Origin of the sequence: Phenylobacterium sp. (assembly GCF_030697925.1) — a bacterium.
Lineage (GTDB): Bacteria > Pseudomonadota > Alphaproteobacteria > Caulobacterales > Caulobacteraceae > Phenylobacterium.
Genome location: NZ_JAUYOJ010000065.1, coordinates 20,004 through 35,627 on the forward strand (window position 1 = coordinate 20,004; position 15,624 = coordinate 35,627).

At 69.1% G+C, this 15,624-nt stretch carries 11 protein-coding genes; 6 read left to right on the top strand and 5 right to left on the bottom strand.

The window, feature by feature from the left end:
- Nucleotides 1-13: 13 nt before the first annotated feature.
- Nucleotides 14-2,827, bottom strand: a complete 2,814-nt coding sequence (locus Q8Q88_RS06670; RefSeq protein WP_305674419.1) for a pitrilysin family protein — start codon at nucleotides 2,825-2,827, stop codon at nucleotides 14-16.
- A gap of 358 nt (nucleotides 2,828-3,185) precedes the next feature.
- On the opposite strand from Q8Q88_RS06670, the gene Q8Q88_RS06675 reads away from it, so the two are divergent.
- A complete protein-coding gene (locus tag Q8Q88_RS06675; protein ID WP_305674420.1) occupies nucleotides 3,186-4,379 on the top strand; it encodes a Fic family protein in 1,194 nt (397 codons plus the stop codon).
- Between the two features lie 128 nt (nucleotides 4,380-4,507).
- Here Q8Q88_RS06675 and Q8Q88_RS06680 read toward each other — a convergent pair whose 3' ends face one another.
- From Q8Q88_RS06680 to Q8Q88_RS06695, 4 genes are all read right to left on the bottom strand, one after another.
- Nucleotides 4,508-5,488, bottom strand: coding sequence for an NADP-dependent oxidoreductase (locus Q8Q88_RS06680; protein WP_305674421.1), 981 nt, complete (start codon nucleotides 5,486-5,488; stop codon nucleotides 4,508-4,510).
- A gap of 111 nt (nucleotides 5,489-5,599) precedes the next feature.
- Nucleotides 5,600-6,580, bottom strand: coding sequence for a small ribosomal subunit Rsm22 family protein (locus Q8Q88_RS06685; RefSeq protein ID WP_305674422.1), 981 nt, complete (start codon nucleotides 6,578-6,580; stop codon nucleotides 5,600-5,602).
- Nucleotides 6,577-8,514, bottom strand: coding sequence for an acetate--CoA ligase (gene acs, locus Q8Q88_RS06690; protein ID WP_305674423.1), 1,938 nt, complete (start codon nucleotides 8,512-8,514; stop codon nucleotides 6,577-6,579). Before acs ends, Q8Q88_RS06685 begins: the two co-directional genes overlap by 4 nt.
- Nucleotides 8,515-8,601: 87 nt before the next feature.
- Nucleotides 8,602-9,258, bottom strand: a complete 657-nt coding sequence (locus Q8Q88_RS06695) for a TetR/AcrR family transcriptional regulator C-terminal domain-containing protein (RefSeq protein WP_305674424.1) — start codon at nucleotides 9,256-9,258, stop codon at nucleotides 8,602-8,604.
- 100 nt (nucleotides 9,259-9,358) lie between these two features.
- Between Q8Q88_RS06695 and Q8Q88_RS06700 the strand changes: the two genes are divergently transcribed.
- The 5 genes from Q8Q88_RS06700 to Q8Q88_RS24695 form a co-directional block, all read left to right on the top strand.
- Complete coding sequence (locus Q8Q88_RS06700; RefSeq protein ID WP_305674425.1) at nucleotides 9,359-10,732, top strand: cytochrome P450; 1,374 nt, start codon at nucleotides 9,359-9,361, stop codon at nucleotides 10,730-10,732.
- 58 nt (nucleotides 10,733-10,790) lie between these two features.
- Entirely contained in the window at nucleotides 10,791-12,860 is a 2,070-nt protein-coding gene (locus Q8Q88_RS06705; protein ID WP_305674426.1) for an acylase, read from the top strand.
- Between the two features lie 72 nt (nucleotides 12,861-12,932).
- Nucleotides 12,933-14,513: a M20/M25/M40 family metallo-hydrolase gene (locus Q8Q88_RS06710; RefSeq protein ID WP_305674427.1), complete on the top strand. Its 1,581-nt coding sequence runs from the start codon at nucleotides 12,933-12,935 to the stop codon at nucleotides 14,511-14,513.
- A gap of 58 nt (nucleotides 14,514-14,571) precedes the next feature.
- Nucleotides 14,572-15,327: a creatininase family protein gene (locus tag Q8Q88_RS06715; RefSeq protein ID WP_305674428.1), complete on the top strand. Its 756-nt coding sequence runs from the start codon at nucleotides 14,572-14,574 to the stop codon at nucleotides 15,325-15,327.
- Nucleotides 15,328-15,412: 85 nt separating this feature from the next.
- Nucleotides 15,413-15,624, top strand: a 212-nt coding sequence (locus tag Q8Q88_RS24695; RefSeq protein WP_371129820.1) for an IS630 transposase-related protein, incomplete at its 3' end; no start/stop codon positions are given.

Consider the following 15,624-nt stretch of genomic DNA (forward strand, 5'->3'; position numbering starts at 1 on the left):
CCACGCCGTGGGCCTACTTCGCCTTCCTCAGGTCAACGCGATCGAAGTCGATCTCCGCAGCTGGGACCACCTCCAGGTTCGGCTTGCGCGACTTCAGCCCCTCCAGGAACGCCTTGGCGTCGCCGGCGACGATGACGCTCGCCGCCGCCGGATCGAGATTGCTCTTGGCGAAGGCCTGGACCTCGGCTGGGGTCACCGCCTCGACCTTGCCGGTAAAGGCGGCGATCTCGGCCAGGGGCAGGTCATAGAGCGCCAGGTTGCCCAGGATGTCGGCCAGGCCGCCGGTGGTGGCCAGCTCGCGACCGAAGCCGCCCACCAGCACCGACTTGCGGGCCTTCAGCTCGTCTGCGCCCGCCGGGGTGTCGGCCAGGCGCCTCAGTTCGGCGACGATCAGGTCCAGGACCTCGGGCGCCGACTCGTTCTTGGTCTGGGCCGCGGCGCGGAACTGGCCGGTGGTCCGCTGGGCCGACAGCCGCGAATTGGCGCCGTAGGAGAGGCCGCGCTTGATGCGGATCTCCTGGTTCAGCCGCGCGGAATAGCCGCCGCCCAGCACCGAGTTGGCGACGATGCCGGGATAGTAGTCGGGCGCGGCGCGGGAGATGGCCGCCTTGGTCACGGTGACCGCCGCCTGACCGGTTCCGGGAAGGTCGATGGCCACGGCGCGCGGCGGCGCCTTGGGGGTGACCCCGACCCGGGCCGGCGGCGGACCGGCCGGCGCCTTCCAGTCGCCGAACGCCGTTTCGGCGAGCGCGAAGCCCTGGGCCGGGGTGATGTCGCCGGTCAGGACCAGGATGGCGTTGTCGGGCCGGAAGCTGGCGGCGTGCAGCTTGGCGAGGTCGGCGGTGGTCAGCCGGGTGAGCGAGGCCGGGGTGCCGGTGGCCACATGGCCGAAGGCCGTGCCGGAGAACACCACCTGCGAAGCCGCGAAGCCCGCCAGCTGGCCGGGCTGCTGGTAGGCCACCGACAGGCCGTCCAGGGCCTGGGTGCGCTGGCGCTCCAGCTCCTCGGCCTTGAAGGCCGGGTTGCGGACCACGTCGGCCATGATGGCGAGCGCCGCGGGCAGCTTCTCGGGCATGACATTGAGGGTGACGGACGAGCTCTCCTGCCCGCCGCCGGCCTCCAGGGACGCGCCCAGGGCTTCGGTCTGGCTGGCGATCTCCTGCGCGCCGCGGGTCTTGGTGCCCTCGGTCAGCATGCCGGCGGTCATGCCCATGGCGCCGGCCAGGCCGTCGGGATCGGCCCAGGCGCCGGTCCTGACAGTGAGGTCGGCGGTGACCAGGGGCAGGTCTGAGGACTTGGCGACGATCACCCGCAGGCCGTTGGCCAGGGTCTTCTCGGAGGGCTGGGGCAGGACCGGGCTGACCGGGGTTCCCAACGGCGGCGGGGCGATGCGCTGGCCTTCCGGCGCCAGTGCGATGATCTCGCCGGCGTACTTCACGGACGCGACCACCGGCGGCTTGGGCGTGCTGTCCGCCTGGCCGGCGGGCCGATCGGTTTCGGGCCGGTAGCGGATGGTCATGCGGCCGCTGTCCGTCAGGTATGTCTTCGCCACGCGCTGCACATCGGCGGCGGTGACCGCCTGCAGCTCGGCGAGTTCGCGGTTGGCCAGGGCGGCGTCGCCCGCCGTGCGCAGGGCGTAGCCCAGCGCGAAGGCGCGGCCGTCGATGGTCTCGCGGGCGCGCAGCTTGCCGGTGACCAGCTCGTTCTTGGCTTCGGCGAGCTCAGCCGCCGTCGGCGGGGCGTCGCGCAGCTTGGCGACCTGGGCCAGCAGGGCCTTCTCGCCCTCGGGAAGGGTCTTGCCGCCGGCGAGGATGGCGCCGACCATCACCATGCCGGGCTGTTCGGGCAGGGAGGCGTCGGAGAAGACCTCGGCGGCCACCTGTTGCTCATAGACCAAGCTGTCATAGAGCCGCGAGGACTTGCCCGAGGAGAGGATGGCGTCGAGCACGGTGAGCGCCGCGGCGTCCGGGCTGGAGGCGGCCGGCGCGTGCCAGGTCATGGCCACCGCCGGCAGCGGCACATTGGGGCCGTAGCCTTCGAACACCCCGGCCTGGGCGCGCGGCGGCTCGACGGCGGTCACCCGCTTGATCGGGGCGGCCGGACGCTTCAGGGGGCCGAAATACTTGTCGACCCAGGCGTTGAGCTCACCCTCGTCGAAATTGCCGATGACGATCAGGGCGGCGTTGTCGGGACGGTAATAGGCGGCATGGAAGGCGCGGACATCGTCGATGGTGGCGGCGTCCAGCTCCTCAATGGAGCCGATGCCCGGCCGCTTATAGGGGTGCGTCGTGTAGCTGGCCTGGGGCAGGTAGAGGTACATCAGACGGCCATAGGGCTGGGACAGCACCGACTGGCGCAGCTCCTCCTTGACGACGTCGCGCTCGGACTTGAACACCGCCTCGTCGACCACCAGCGCGCCCAGCCGCTGGGCCTCCACCCACAGCAGGCGCTCCAGGTGGTTGGCGGGGACGACCTCGTAATAGTTGGTGAAGTCGTCATAGGTGGACGCGTTGTTGAACCCGCCCACATCCTCGGTCATGCGGTCGATGGTCTCGGCCGGCATGTCGCGCGTGGCCTTGAACATCATGTGTTCGAACAGGTGCGCGAAGCCCGAGCGGCCGACCGGATCGTCCTTCGACCCCACCCCGTACCAGACCTGGACCGTGACATTGGGCGTGGCCTTGTCGACCGAGGAATAGACCTTCAGCCCGTTGGCCAGGGTCCGTTCCTTGTAGACGATCGGCGGGACCGTTTCGGCGGCGACGGCGGGCGCCGCCAGCGCCAGGGTCACGGTCAGGGCGAAGGCGCGGACGGCGGTGCGGAACATGGACGCTTTCCAATGGCGAGAGGCCGCGACCCTAGCACCGGCTCAGGCCTAGGAAAGCTTACGGGATTGTCATGAAGCGCCGGATCGGGCGGTCACCTAGGTCTGGACCATAGCGCCGCAGCGCAAGCCGTTGAGCTCGGCCTCGCCGCCGTCCCCGGACGGCCGGGCCTTCATCCGAGCCACCCACCCCTCGATGTTGGGGTAGGTCGAAGGCGACCGCTTCGCCCAGGGTGGCATGGGCCACACCCAAGGTGCTGGAGATCGGCCAAGAGATCGGCCAAGAGATCGGCCACGAAGCTAGATTTCCCTTACAATAAAGCCTACAGTCGCCGATCATGGGGCGCAAAAGATCGGCCAAATGACTGTCGAAAGCGTCGATCGGATCGAACCAGCCAGGCTTGAGGAGCCGACGGCGGCCATCGCTGACGTCATCGCCGACCTCTCAGCGGCCGCCGCCACGCTTGGCCGCATGCTCCACCCTCGCACGGCCGCCAACCTGGCAGACCTCGTTCGGCTGATGAACTGCTACTACAGCAATCTCATTGAGGGACATGACACGCGACCACGCGACATCGAACGCGCCCTGGTTGGCGATCTGGACCAGGATGAGACCCGTCGGGACCTGCAGGTCGAAGCCGCGGCCCACGTGCGCGTCCAGGCCAAGCTGGATCGGATGGCCCAGGAAGGCGCCCTTCCGCCGCCGGCGTCTGGCGACTTCATCGGTTGGATGCATCGCGAGTTCTATGACGGCGCCTCTGAGGCCATGCTGACCATCAAAGGCAAGGATCGCGAGTTGCGGATGACGCCGGGGGAATGGCGCACCACGTCGGGAGAAGACGTCTCGGTTGGCAATCACCAGCCGCCCTCGAGCCATCGGGTCGCTGACTTCATGGCTCACTTCGAGGCCCGGTTTGATTTCAGCAAGATGGGCCGGGCCGGCCAGATCATGGCTATCGCCGCGGCCCATCACCGCTTCAACTACATCCATCCCTTCCCCGATGGGAACGGCAGGGTCAGCCGGCTCATGAGCCACGCCATGGCCAGCCTCGCCGGCGTCGGCGCCCACGGCCTGTGGTCGGTATCGCGGGGATTGGCCCGCGGCCTGGAGAGCCGTGGCGACTATATGCGCATGATGGATCACGCAGACATGCCACGCCAGGGCGACCGCGACGGCCGCGGCAACCTCTCCGAGGCCGCCCTGCAAGGCTTCGTGCTGTGGTTCCTGCGGGTCTGCCTGGACCAGGTCACCTTCATGAGCAGCCTCTTCGACCTCGACGGCCTGGCACGTCGGCTGCGGACCTATGTCGATCGCCATCCCGACCTCAAGCCGCAGGCCTCGCGCCTGCTGGAAGAAGCCCTGTTCCGCGGCGAGTTCGAGCGCGGCGACATCGACGCCATCACAGGCCTGCCTGAGCGCACTGCACGGCGGATACTCGCCGATCTCACCGAACTCGGCCTGCTGGCCTCCGACACGCCGAAGGGCAAGGTCTCACTACGGTTCCCCGCGCACGCGCTGGAGGACCTGTTCCCGCGCCTGTTCCCGCAAACTTGAGCGCCGCCGACGTTCCTGGGGGCGCCAAGGCGCCAGGATTGGCCACGCCAGCCTGCTGGCCTTAGCCGCGGGTGAAGGTGCAGATGCGGGCGCTCGCCGCGGCCATGGCGCGGACCGCGGCGGACGACCTAAGCCAGCTTCACCAGCATCTTCCCGGAATTCCGGCCCTCCATCAGCCCGATCAGGGCCGAGGGCGCATTGGCGATGCCGTCCAGGATGGTCTCCTGGTACTTGACCTTGCCGTCCTTCAGCCAGCCGGCCATGTCGCGCTGGAAGTCACCGTAGAGGTGCATGAAGTCGGTGCCGACGAAGCCGCGCAGCATGACCCGCGAATAGATGATGTTCGACAGGTTCGAGACGTTGGAGTGGCCGGAATTGTAGCCCGAGATGAAGCCGCAGACCGGGACCCGGCCCAGGGTGTTCATCCGCCGCAGGGCGGCCTCCAGGTGGTCGCCGCCGACATTGTCGAAATAGACGTCGATCCCCTTGGGCGTGGCGTCTTCCAGCGCCTGGCGGATCGGGGTCTCCTTGTAGTTGATGACCGCGTCCAGCTTGACCTCGTCCTTCAGCCAGGCGGCCTTGTCCGCCGCGCCGGTGGAGCCCACCACGTAGCAGCCCTTGATCTTGGCGATCTGGGCGGCGACCGAGCCGACGGCGCCGGCGGCGGTGGAGACGAAGACCTGCTCGCCGTCCTTCAGCGCGCCGATGTGCAGCAGGCCGCCATAGGCGGTGAAGCCGGTCATGCCGAGCGCGTGCATGTGGACCGTCAGCGACAGGTCCGGGTCGGCGGCGAGCTTGGTCAGGCCCTTGCCGTCGGAGACGAAGAACTCGCGGAAGCCCAGGCGGTTGGAGACCAGGTCGCCCACCGCGAAGTCGGGATGCTTGGATTGCACCACCTTGCCGAGCGCCCCACCCATCATGGCCACGTTGAGGTCCTGGCCGGCGGTCAGCCGCGGGCGCATGGCCGGGTCGACCGACATGTAGCGGTTCTCGACCAGCACCTGGCCGTCGGCGGCGTCCGGCACGGACGTCTCGACGAGGGTGAAATCGTCCTGGGCGGGCAGGCCCTTCGGACGGGCGACAAGGTGGATTTCGCGGCTCTTGGGCATAATGGCCTCCCTTGGGATTCTTATGGCGCGGCCCGGAAATGCGGATGGGCCTGGACGCAGTTGTCGCAAGGTCACCCAGGTTCCGCCAGCGAATTTAAACGCGCGTTCGAATTAATCCGCGCCGGGCAGGACGTCGCCCCAGTCCAGCCGGCGGGCGACGGCGTAGGCCCGCTTGTCGCGGCGGGGGACGAAGCGGGGCTCGACGGTCCCCGCGGGCGTGCAGAGCTTGAAGGTGATCCCAGGCTTGGCGGCGTGGGGCGGGGCGAGGATGCGGGCCTCGCGGCGGGCGAGCCCGGCGCGGGCGGCGACCAGGTAGATGAACTTCTCGTCTTCGAACGGGACCTCGCCGCCCTTGGCCAGACGATGGTCGCGCGAGCGTGGCAGGCGCTGGACGAAGTGACACCAGTCGGGCGGGGCCAGCGGGCAGGGGGCGTGATGCGGGCAGGGCGCGAGGATGCTCGCTCCCGCCGCGATCAACCCGTCGCGGGCGGCCAGGATGCGGGCGTGGCCGGCCGGGGTTCCCGGCTCGATCAGCACAAGCATGCCCAGGGTCGCCGCCCATAGCGCTGCGACGGTCTGCGCCTGCCGGGCCGGGGCGATCTCGGCCAGGGCATAGCTGGCGAGGACGAGGTCGGCGGCGGGCCAGTCCTGGGGCGCGGTGAGGTCGCCGCGGAGACGCAGGGCGTCGCGCAGGGCGGCGGGCCCCTCGGCGGCCAGGGTCTGCGCCATCTCCAGGAAGGCGCGGTTGGAGTCCAGCAGGGTCGCGGCTCCAATGGCCGGCCAGGTCTCCAGCGCCGCCCAGCTCGCGCCGCCCGGTCCTGCTCCGGCGTCGAGCAGGGTCCTGGGCGCGAAGTCCGGCGCGATCCGCGCGGCCTCCGCCAGCACATGGGCCCCGGCCGCATAAGTGGCGGGCAGCCGGGTCAGGACATAGGCCGTGGCGTCGGCCGTCGAACCGACCACTCCGGCGGAGGTCTGGCCGGCCCGATACTGGGCCGAGATCCTGGCGGATTGCTCGGCCAGGCCCTTGCGCGACACGCCCTCCAGCAGCCGGTCGGCGGCCTGGCGCAGGGCGGGCGGCAGGTCCGGGGTCACGCCTCGCGGTTCTTCACCAGGTCGTCGACCACCGAGGGGTCGGCCAGGGTTGAGGTGTCGCCCAGGTTGGTGAGGTCGTTCTCGGCGATCTTGCGCAGGATGCGGCGCATGATCTTTCCCGAGCGGGTCTTGGGCAGGCCCGGCGCGAACTGCACCACGTCCGGCGCGGCGAACGGCCCGATCTCGCGACGGACCCAGCCCTTGAGCTCGGCCTGCAGGATGTCGGTCGGCGTCACGTCGGCCTTGAGGGTCACGAAGCAGTAGATGCCCTGGCCCTTGATGTCGTGCGGGAAGCCGACCACCGCGGCCTCGGCGACGTTCTCGTTGCTGACCAGGGCGCTCTCGATCTCGGCCGTGCCCAGGCGGTGGCCGGAGACGTTGATCACGTCGTCCACCCGGCCGGTGATCCAGTAGTAGCCATCCTCGTCGCGGCGGCAGCCGTCGCCGGTGAAGTACTTGCCGGCATAGGTGGAGAAGTAGGTGTCGAAGAAGCGCTGGTGGTCGCCATAGACGGTGCGCATCTGGCCCGGCCACGAGTCGGTGATGACCAGGTTGCCGCTGACCGCGCCGTGCAGGACCTGGCCCTCGGCGTCGACCAGCTCGAACTTCACGCCCGGCAGCGGCTTGGCGCAGGAGCCCGGCTTGGCGGGATGGGCCCCCGGCAGCGGGGTGGCCAGCGCCGCGCCGGTCTCGGTCTGCCAATAGGTGTCGACGATGGGGCAGCGGCTGTCGCCCACCACCCGGTGGTACCAGAGCCAGGCCTCGGGATTGATCGGCTCGCCCACCGTGCCCAGCAGGCGCAGGGACTTGCGGCTGGTCCTGGTCACCGGCTCGTCGCCGTCGCGCATCAGGGCGCGGATGGCGGTGGGCGCGGTGTAGAAGATCTCCACCTTGTGCTTGTCGATCACCTCCCAGAACCGGGAATTGTCGGGATAGTTGGGCACGCCCTCGAACATCACCGTGGTCGCCGCATTGGCCAGGGGGCCGTAGACCACATAGCTGTGGCCGGTGACCCAGCCCACATCGGCCGTGCACCAGAAGACCTCGCCCGGTCGGTAGTCGAACACCAGCTCGTGGGTGTGGGCCGCCCAGGCCAGGTAGCCGCCGGTGGTGTGCAGCACGCCCTTGGGCTTACCCGTCGATCCCGAGGTGTAGAGGATGAACAGCGGGTCCTCGGCGTTCATCGGCTCGGGCTCGCAGACGTCGGAGACGTCCTGCTTGAGGTCGGAGAAGAAGGCGTCGCGGCCCTCGACCATCGGCACGTCGGCGCGGGTGCGGCGGACCACGATCACGTCGGTGACGTCCGGACATTGGATCAGGGCCTCGTCCACGTTCTTCTTCAGGGGGACGACCTTGCCGCCGCGCATGCCCTCGTCGGCGGTGATGACGACCTTCGAGTCGCAGTCCTGGATGCGACCGGCGATGCTGTCGGCCGAGAAGCCGCCGAAGATCACCGAGTGGACCGCCCCGATGCGGGCGCAGGCCAGCATGGACACCGCCACCTGGGGGATCATCGGCAGGTAGATCGTGACGCGGTCGCCCTTCTTGACCCCCTTGGCCTTGAGCACATTGGCCATGCGGCAGACTTCGGCGTGCAGCTCCTTGTAGGTTAGGCTCGACCAGGGATGGCCCTCGTCGCTCTCCCAGATGATCGCGGTCTGGTCGCCGCGGGTCGCCAGGTGGCGGTCCAGGCAGTTTACCGAGACGTTCAGGACCCCGTCGGCGTACCAGCGGATGTGGAAGGGATGCTTGTGGAACGAGGTGTCCTTGATCTGGGTCGGCGGCGTGATCCAGTCGAGGCGGCTGGCGACCTTGCGCCAATAGGCCTCCGGATCGGCTTCCACCTGCGCGACGGCGGCCTCGTAGCCGGCGGCGTCCATATGCGCGCGCTTGGCCCAGGCGCTCGGAACCGGAAAGACCTCGCCTTCGCTCACTGCGCGCACTCCTTCTCACAGACTTGCGGGGAGTTATGCGGAGAGGGGGCCTCGGCGCAACAGGCCAGGACAGGGTTTCGCCGAGAATCAGGCTTTGGCGACCAGCCGTTCGAAGCCCGAGATCAGGCAGTCGAGGCCGAAGGCGAACTGCTCGTCGATGCTTCCGGGGTCGGCGAAGGCCTTGGCCGTGGTGATCAGACGGGGATAGGCGCCGGTCTTCAGGAGGGCCCTGCCTTCTGCGTCCAAGCCGAGTCGGACGCCCTCGGGCTGCGCCCGGATTTCGCCCTCTCGGATCGACCAGTTGACCACGTAGCCGAAGCAGGTGGCGAAGGCGTAGAAGGCGTCGCGGGGCTTCAGGCCGGCGTCCAGCAGCACGCCAAGGCCGACATCCATCATCGCCATGGTGTTCGGGGCCACGAAGAAACCGTTCGGCACGAGACGCCCGATGTCACGCCGCGAAAGCAGATGCCGGCGCAGCGCCCAGGCCATGCGCCGCACGTCCTCGCGCCAATCGTCTCCGGCGGGCGCGAATTGCAGGCCTGTCATCAGGTGGTCGTAGAGCGCGACCTCCAGGGCCTCCTTGTTGGCGACGTGCCAATAGAGCGCCGGCGCCTGCACCTTCAGTTCGGCGGCCACCGCCCGCATCGTCAGGCCGGCATGGCCCTCACGCTCGAGCACGACAGCCGCGGCTTCGATCACGGCCTCACGGGTGAGGTTCGGGTTGCTGCGGGCGAGGCGGGCCATGCGCCTAGTTCGGCGGTTTATTTAACGTTGTAAAGCAGCGCGTTCCGTGTCTTCTATTTAACGCCGTTAAGCGGCAAGGGCGATGTGCGGGGAGGACGCCATGGATGCGCGCGTTTCCGAGGGGCCGAGTTTGGCTGGCTGGTCGCCGCCGCCGGCCAAACCGGTCTTCCGGCTGGGGCGGATCCACGATCCGCAGAATCCCCTCCCGCAGATCATTCAGGCCGCCTACGAAAAGCCGGTCGTGCGCCAGTCGTCCGCCTTGGGGGCGTTCTACGTGGTCGGCGATCCGGACGGCGTGAAGCGCGTCTTCCTCGACAATGTCGCCAACTATCCGAAGACCGACATGGAGCGGCGGCTGTTCGGCGCGATCTTCGGCAACGGCCTCTTGTCCTCCGATGGCGAGACCTGGCGCAGTCATCGCAGGATCATGGCGCCGCCCTTCGCCCCACCCAGCGTGGCCGCCTATGCGCCCGGCATGGCGCAGGACGTGGCCGATTTCCAGGCGCGGTGGGACCAGGCGCCTGCCGACCAGCCCATCGACGTGGCCCGCGACATGACGCGACTGACCTTGCAGATGATCTCGCGGGCGGTGTTCGCCACCGACGGCGTGGCCTTGGGCGAGGTGATGGAGAGATCGATCGCCGGCGCCACGGCCGCGACCCAGGTGGGCCTGGCCGACTTCCTCCCGGTGCTTGGCCCGCTGCGAATGACCGCGCGCGAGAAGCGGATCGCCGAGGTGTTCGCCGAGTTCGACGCGGTGGTGGCCGACCTGATCGCCGAGCGGGAGCCCAGCCCCGGCGGTGGGGACCTGCTCTCGCGCCTGATCGCCGCGCGCGACGCCGAGACCGGATGCGGCATGACCGCCCAGGAGGTGCGCGACCAGGTTGTGACCATCTTCGTGGCCGGCCACGAGACGACGGCCGCCGCCATGGCCTGGGTCTGGTACCTGCTCTCGCAACACCCGCAGGCCGAAGCCAGGCTGCACGCCGAGCTCGACGCGGTTCTGGGCGGCCGCTCCCCCGCCGCCGGGGACCTGCCGAACCTCGGCTACACGCGAATGGTGGTCGAGGAGGCCATGCGGCTCTATCCCCCGGCGCCTGGAACCTCGACCCGGATCGCCCTGCAAGCCGACGAGATCTGCGGCGTGAAGATCCCAAAAGGGGCCCTGATCTGCGTGGCGCCCTGGGTGACTCATCGCCACCGGCTCCATTGGGACCGCCCGGAGACCTTTGAGCCCGAGCGATTCTCCAAGGAAAACGCCGCCGGCCGCGCGCGCTTCGCCTATATCCCGTTCGGGGCCGGTCCGCGGGTCTGCATCGGCGCCAGCCTGGCCATGACGGAGATGATGATCGTGCTGGCGACCCTGGCCCAGCGCTACCGCCTCGCCCTCGCGCCCGGTCATGAGGTCGAGCTGTTCCACCAGGTCACCATGCGACCCAAGGGGGGCCTGCCGATGATCGTCTCGCGGCGCTAGGGCTGGCTTCGCGAGGGGGTCTCGCCCTAGGATCGATCCGATCTCAGGGGGGCGGACGATGACACTCAGGGCGTCGGCGAAATGCGCCGTGGCCGCCGTGCTGGCGGCGATTCTGGCCGCGCCGGCGGTAGCCGCCGACTACGACGTCCGCATCCGGCGCGACGACTGGGGCGTGCCGCACATCCTGGGCAAGACCGACGCCGACGCCGCCTACGGCCTCGGCTACGCCCAGGCCGAGGACGACTTCGTCACCCTGAGGCAGGGCACGCTGGCGGCGCGGGGCTTGCTGGCAACGGACCAGGGACCGTCGGGCCTCGAGAGCGACTACATGGTCCAGCTGCTGGACGTCTGGGGTGTGATCGGGCGTCGCTACGACGAGGATCTGCCGGGGGAGGTGAGGGCGGTGCTCGAGGCCTATGCGGCCGGCGTCAACGCCTATGTCGCCAAGCATCCGGACAAGGCGAGCCCGGGCATGGCGCCCTTCACCGGCCGCGACCTGGTCGCGGGTATGATCCTCAACAGTCCCAACTTCTACGGCCTGGACGGGGTCTTCCGCCGGACCCTGGCGCCGGCCAAGAAGGCCGGGGCGGCCTCGCCAATCGTTGCGGCCGAGCTCTCCCTGGAGACCCTGCCGACCGGATCCAACGGCCTGGCGGTGGGCCCGGCGCGCTCGGCGGATGGGGCGACCCGGCTGCTGGTCAATTCGCACCAGCCCTTCACCGGTCCCTTCGCCTGGTACGAGGCGGTGGTGCAGAGCGGCCAGGGCTGGCACGTCACCGGCGGCTTCTTCCCCGGCTCGCCCTTCATGCTGCACGGGCACAACGCCCACCTGGGCTGGGCCAATACGGTCAACAATCCCGACCTGGCCGATGTCTACACGTTGTCAATCAACCCGGCCGATCCCGACCAGTACCTCCTCGACGGCGCCTGGAGGCGGCTGGAGAAACGCACGGTCCAGATCCAGGTCAAGCAGGCCGATGGCGGCCTGAAGGCCGTCGAGAGGGAGGTGCTGAGGTCCGTCCACGGCCCGGTGGTGCGCACCGACCACGGGGTGTTCGCCGTGCGCTATGCGGGCCAGGACGAGGTGCGCCAGGCCCAGCAGTATTTCGCGCTCAACAAGGCCCGGACGCTGGCCGAATGGAAGAAGGCCATGGCCGTGCAGGCCGTGCCCTCGATCAACTACGTCTATGCCGATGAGAAGGGCAATGTCGGCTACGTCTACAACGGCAAGTTCCCGGTCAGGAAAGAGGGCGTCGATTGGTCGGGCGTCGTGCCGGGCGATCGCTCCGACCTGATCCCGAAATCGCTGATCCCATTCGCGAAGATCCCGCAGCTATGGAATCCGAAGTCCGGCCTGGTGTTCAATTCCAACAACACCCCGTTCCGCGCCTCCGATCCGGCCGACGACCTGAAGCCGGAGGCCTATTCCAAGACCCTAGGCGTCCAGGCCAACATGACCAACCGCGCCTGGCGGGCGCTTGAGACCTATGGCGCCGATCCCTCGATCACCGAGGCGGAGTTCGACGCCTACAAGTACGACCTGGCCTATAGCGCCCGGTCCGACGTGGCTAAGTCGGTCGCCGCCATCGCCGCCCTCGACGTGGGGAACGATGCAGGCCTGGCCGCCGCCAAGGCCCTGGTGGCGGGCTGGGACCGCCGGACCGATGTGGACAACCGCGCCGCGGCGCTGAGCATCCTCACCGCCATCACCTTGCAAGGCGGGACCGCCCCCATGGCGGCCCTGAAGCAGTCGGTCGCCCAACTCGAGGGCTTCTACGGCCGGATCGACCCGCGATGGGGCGAGGCCAACCGCATCCGCCGTGGGGTGCTGGACATGCCGGTGGACGGCGGCCCCGACATCTTCCGGGCGATCTATGGCCGGCCGGGCCTCGACGGCCGGCTCGCCGCCCAGGCCGGCGACACCTATGTGATGTTCGTGAGCTGGGACAGGGCGGGCAGGCTTTCCTCCCGCAGCGTCCACCAGTTCGGCGCCGCCACCCAGGACCGGGCCTCGCGGCACTATGCCGACCAGACACCGCTGTTCGTGGGGATGAAGACCAAGCCGGTGCTGTTCACGGAAGCGCAGCTCGCCGGCCATATCCGCCGCGACTATCGGCCTGGTGAGTGACGCGGCCGTAACTTGTGCGGCGCTCGCGGATCGGCGCAGTCTGGCGGTTCGTTCTGTCTGGAAGTGCTCCGCATGCGTCCTGTCCTCGTCCTTTGCGCCCTGTTGGCGGCGACCCCCGTCCTGGCCGCCGCGCCGCCCACCGACGAGGCGCGCTGGTGGGGCCACGTGGAGACCCTGGCCGGGCCGGAATTCGAAGGCCGGCTGACCGGCAGTCAGGGCCATGCGAAGGCGGCCGCCTACGCCGCCAGCCAGTTCAAGGCCTATGGTCTGCAGCCGGCGGGAACCGACCTCTACCTGCAGCCGGTCACCTTCGCGGTGCAGAAGATCGACGCCGCGCGGTCGAGCGTCGCCCTGACGGCAGGCTCCGAGGTCATGCCGCTGCAGGTCGGCCCCGACATCATCCTGGGTTCACGCGTCCCGCAGCGGCCCACGGTGGAAGCGCCCCTGGTGTTCATCGGCTATGGCCTGCACCTGCCGGAGATCGGGGTCGACGACTTCGCCAAGCAGGACCTGAGGGGCAAGATCGCCGTCTATATCAATGGCGGGCCGGGCGAGATCTCCGCGGCGCTCAAGTCCCACTCCCGCGGCGCCCAGACCTGGCGCGCGGCCGAGGCCGCCGGCGCCGTGGGCCTGATCTCGCTCTCCAGCCCCAAGACCGCCGAGGTCCCCTGGACGCGCAATATCGAGAACTCGGTGCAGCCGGGCATGTACCCGGCCGACCCGGGCCTGCAGGACGCGACGGCGCCCAAGTTCTCGGCCTCGTTCAACCCGGCGACCGCCGAGAAGCTGTTCGCCCGCTCGGGCCACAGCTTCGCGCAGGTGCTGGCCCTGGCCGACGCCGCCAGGCCGATCGAGGGTTTCGACCTCCAGGTGGGGCTCAAGGCCAGTGTCGCGGCCACCGTCTCGGCAGTCACCTCCCAGAACGTCGTCGCCAAGCTGCCGGGCTCCGACCCCGCGCTCGCCGCCGAGCATGTGGTGATCACCGCCCATCTCGATCACCTGGGGCTGAACGAGACCGGCAAGGGCGCGCCCTACTATCCCGGCGCCATGGACAACGCCTCGGGCGTGGCCAGCGTGCTGGAAGTCGCCCGCCAGATGGCGGCCGCCGAGATCAAGCCGAAGCGCTCGGTGCTGTTCGTCCTGGTCACCGCCGAGGAGAAGGGCCTGCTGGGCTCGAAATACTTCGCCGAACGACCCAGCGTGCCGAAGGGTTCGGTGGTCGCCGGCCTCAACATGGACATGGCCCTGCCGCTCTGGCCCCTGACCTCGGTGATCATCCTGGGCGCGGACGAGAGCACGCTGGGCGACGCGGCGCGAGCGGCGGCCATGGGCCAGGGCCTTGAGGTCGTGGCCGACCCCTATCCAGACCGCAACTCCTTCATCCGCTCGGACCAATACAGCTTCATCCGCGCCGGCGTGCCGGCCCTGGCCTTCAAATTCGGGTTCAGGCCGGGGACGCCGCAGGCCGAAATCGAGAAGTCGTGGCGGTCCAACCGCTATCACGGCCTGGCCGATGACCTCGCCCAGCCGGTGGAGCGGGCCGAGGCGGTGAAGTTCAACGCCTATATGGCCGCCGTCGTCCTGCAGGCGGCCAACGCCCCCCAGCGGCCGGCCTGGAAGGAGACCAGCTTCTTCAAGCGGTTCGCCGACTGAGGCGCACGCCTGCGCAAGCTGCTAAGACCGACCCTTCGACGCCAACCTGGGATTTCCGATGCTGCTCCACCTCTCCACCTGGCAAGAGATCGAGGCCTATCTCGAACATTCCAAGAGCGTGGTGATCCCGATCGGCTCCAACGAGCAGCACGGACCGACCGGGCTGCTGGGCACCGACTGGTTGTGCCCGGAGATCATCGCCCACGAGGCTCAGAAGACCTCCGACCTGCTGGTGGGGCCCACCTTCAACATCGGCATGGCCCAGCATCATCTGGGCTTCCCCGGGACCATATCGCTGCGGCCCTCGACCTTCATCGCCGCGATCGGCGACTGGGTGCGCTCCCTGCACGCCCACGGATTCGAGAAGATCTATTTCCTCAACGGCCACGGCGGCAATGTCGCCACCATCGAGGCGGCCTTCTCCGAGCTCTATGCCGAGGCGAGCTTCGCCCGGGTCGAGCGCGGCTTCTCATGCAAGCTGAAGAACTGGTGGGAGCTACGCGGCGTGCTGGCGCTCGCCAACCGCCAGTTCCCCACCGGCCACGGCAGCCACGCCACCCCCTCGGAGATCGCCGTCACCCAGTGGGCCTATCCCGACCACATCAAGGCGGCGAACTACGCGCCGCAGATCGCGCCGACCGGTCCGATCCGCGAGGCCAAGGATTTCCGCGCCCGCTATCCCGACGGCCGCATGGGCTCCGACCCCGGCCAGGCCACCCCGGAAAAGGGCGGCGAGCTGGTGGCCATGGCCGCGCAGGGCCTGATCGCCGATGTCGCGGAGTTCGCCGCCGAACCGTTCCCGGCGCGGGGATAGAGCCTGACCGCTGCTGATTGAATCGGGATTCCGGTTGTCTGCGGATCATGATTCAAGATGTGGGCTGGGCGGGAGGCCAGCTTGTATGGCGCGTCCTTACTCTTCTGACCTTCGGGATCGAGTGGCGGGGTTCGTGGTTTCGGGCGGGACCTGTCACGAGGCGGCTGTCCGGTTTGGCGTGGGTGTGGCGACGGCGGTTCGTTGGTCGCATCGGCTGAGGACGACCGGCAGCGCGGCGGCCCGGCCCATGGGCGGCCCCAGGCGCGCGGTTCTGGCCGGTGAGCGCGACTGGCTGCT

Bases quoted from the DNA above. Each gene is read 5' to 3' on its own strand.
- Q8Q88_RS06670 (WP_305674419.1), bottom strand. From the start codon at position 2,827: ATGTTCCGCACCGCCGTCCGCGCCTTCGCCCTGACCGTGACCCTGGCG.
- Q8Q88_RS06675 (WP_305674420.1), top strand. From the start codon at position 3,186: ATGACTGTCGAAAGCGTCGATCGGATCGAACCAGCCAGGCTTGAGGAG.
- Q8Q88_RS06680 (WP_305674421.1), bottom strand. From the start codon at position 5,488: ATGCCCAAGAGCCGCGAAATCCACCTTGTCGCCCGTCCGAAGGGCCTG.
- Q8Q88_RS06695 (WP_305674424.1), bottom strand. From the start codon at position 9,258: ATGGCCCGCCTCGCCCGCAGCAACCCGAACCTCACCCGTGAGGCCGTG.
- Q8Q88_RS06700 (WP_305674425.1), top strand. From the start codon at position 9,359: ATGGATGCGCGCGTTTCCGAGGGGCCGAGTTTGGCTGGCTGGTCGCCG.
- Q8Q88_RS06705 (WP_305674426.1), top strand. From the start codon at position 10,791: ATGACACTCAGGGCGTCGGCGAAATGCGCCGTGGCCGCCGTGCTGGCG.
- Q8Q88_RS06710 (WP_305674427.1), top strand. From the start codon at position 12,933: ATGCGTCCTGTCCTCGTCCTTTGCGCCCTGTTGGCGGCGACCCCCGTC.
- Q8Q88_RS06715 (WP_305674428.1), top strand. From the start codon at position 14,572: ATGCTGCTCCACCTCTCCACCTGGCAAGAGATCGAGGCCTATCTCGAA.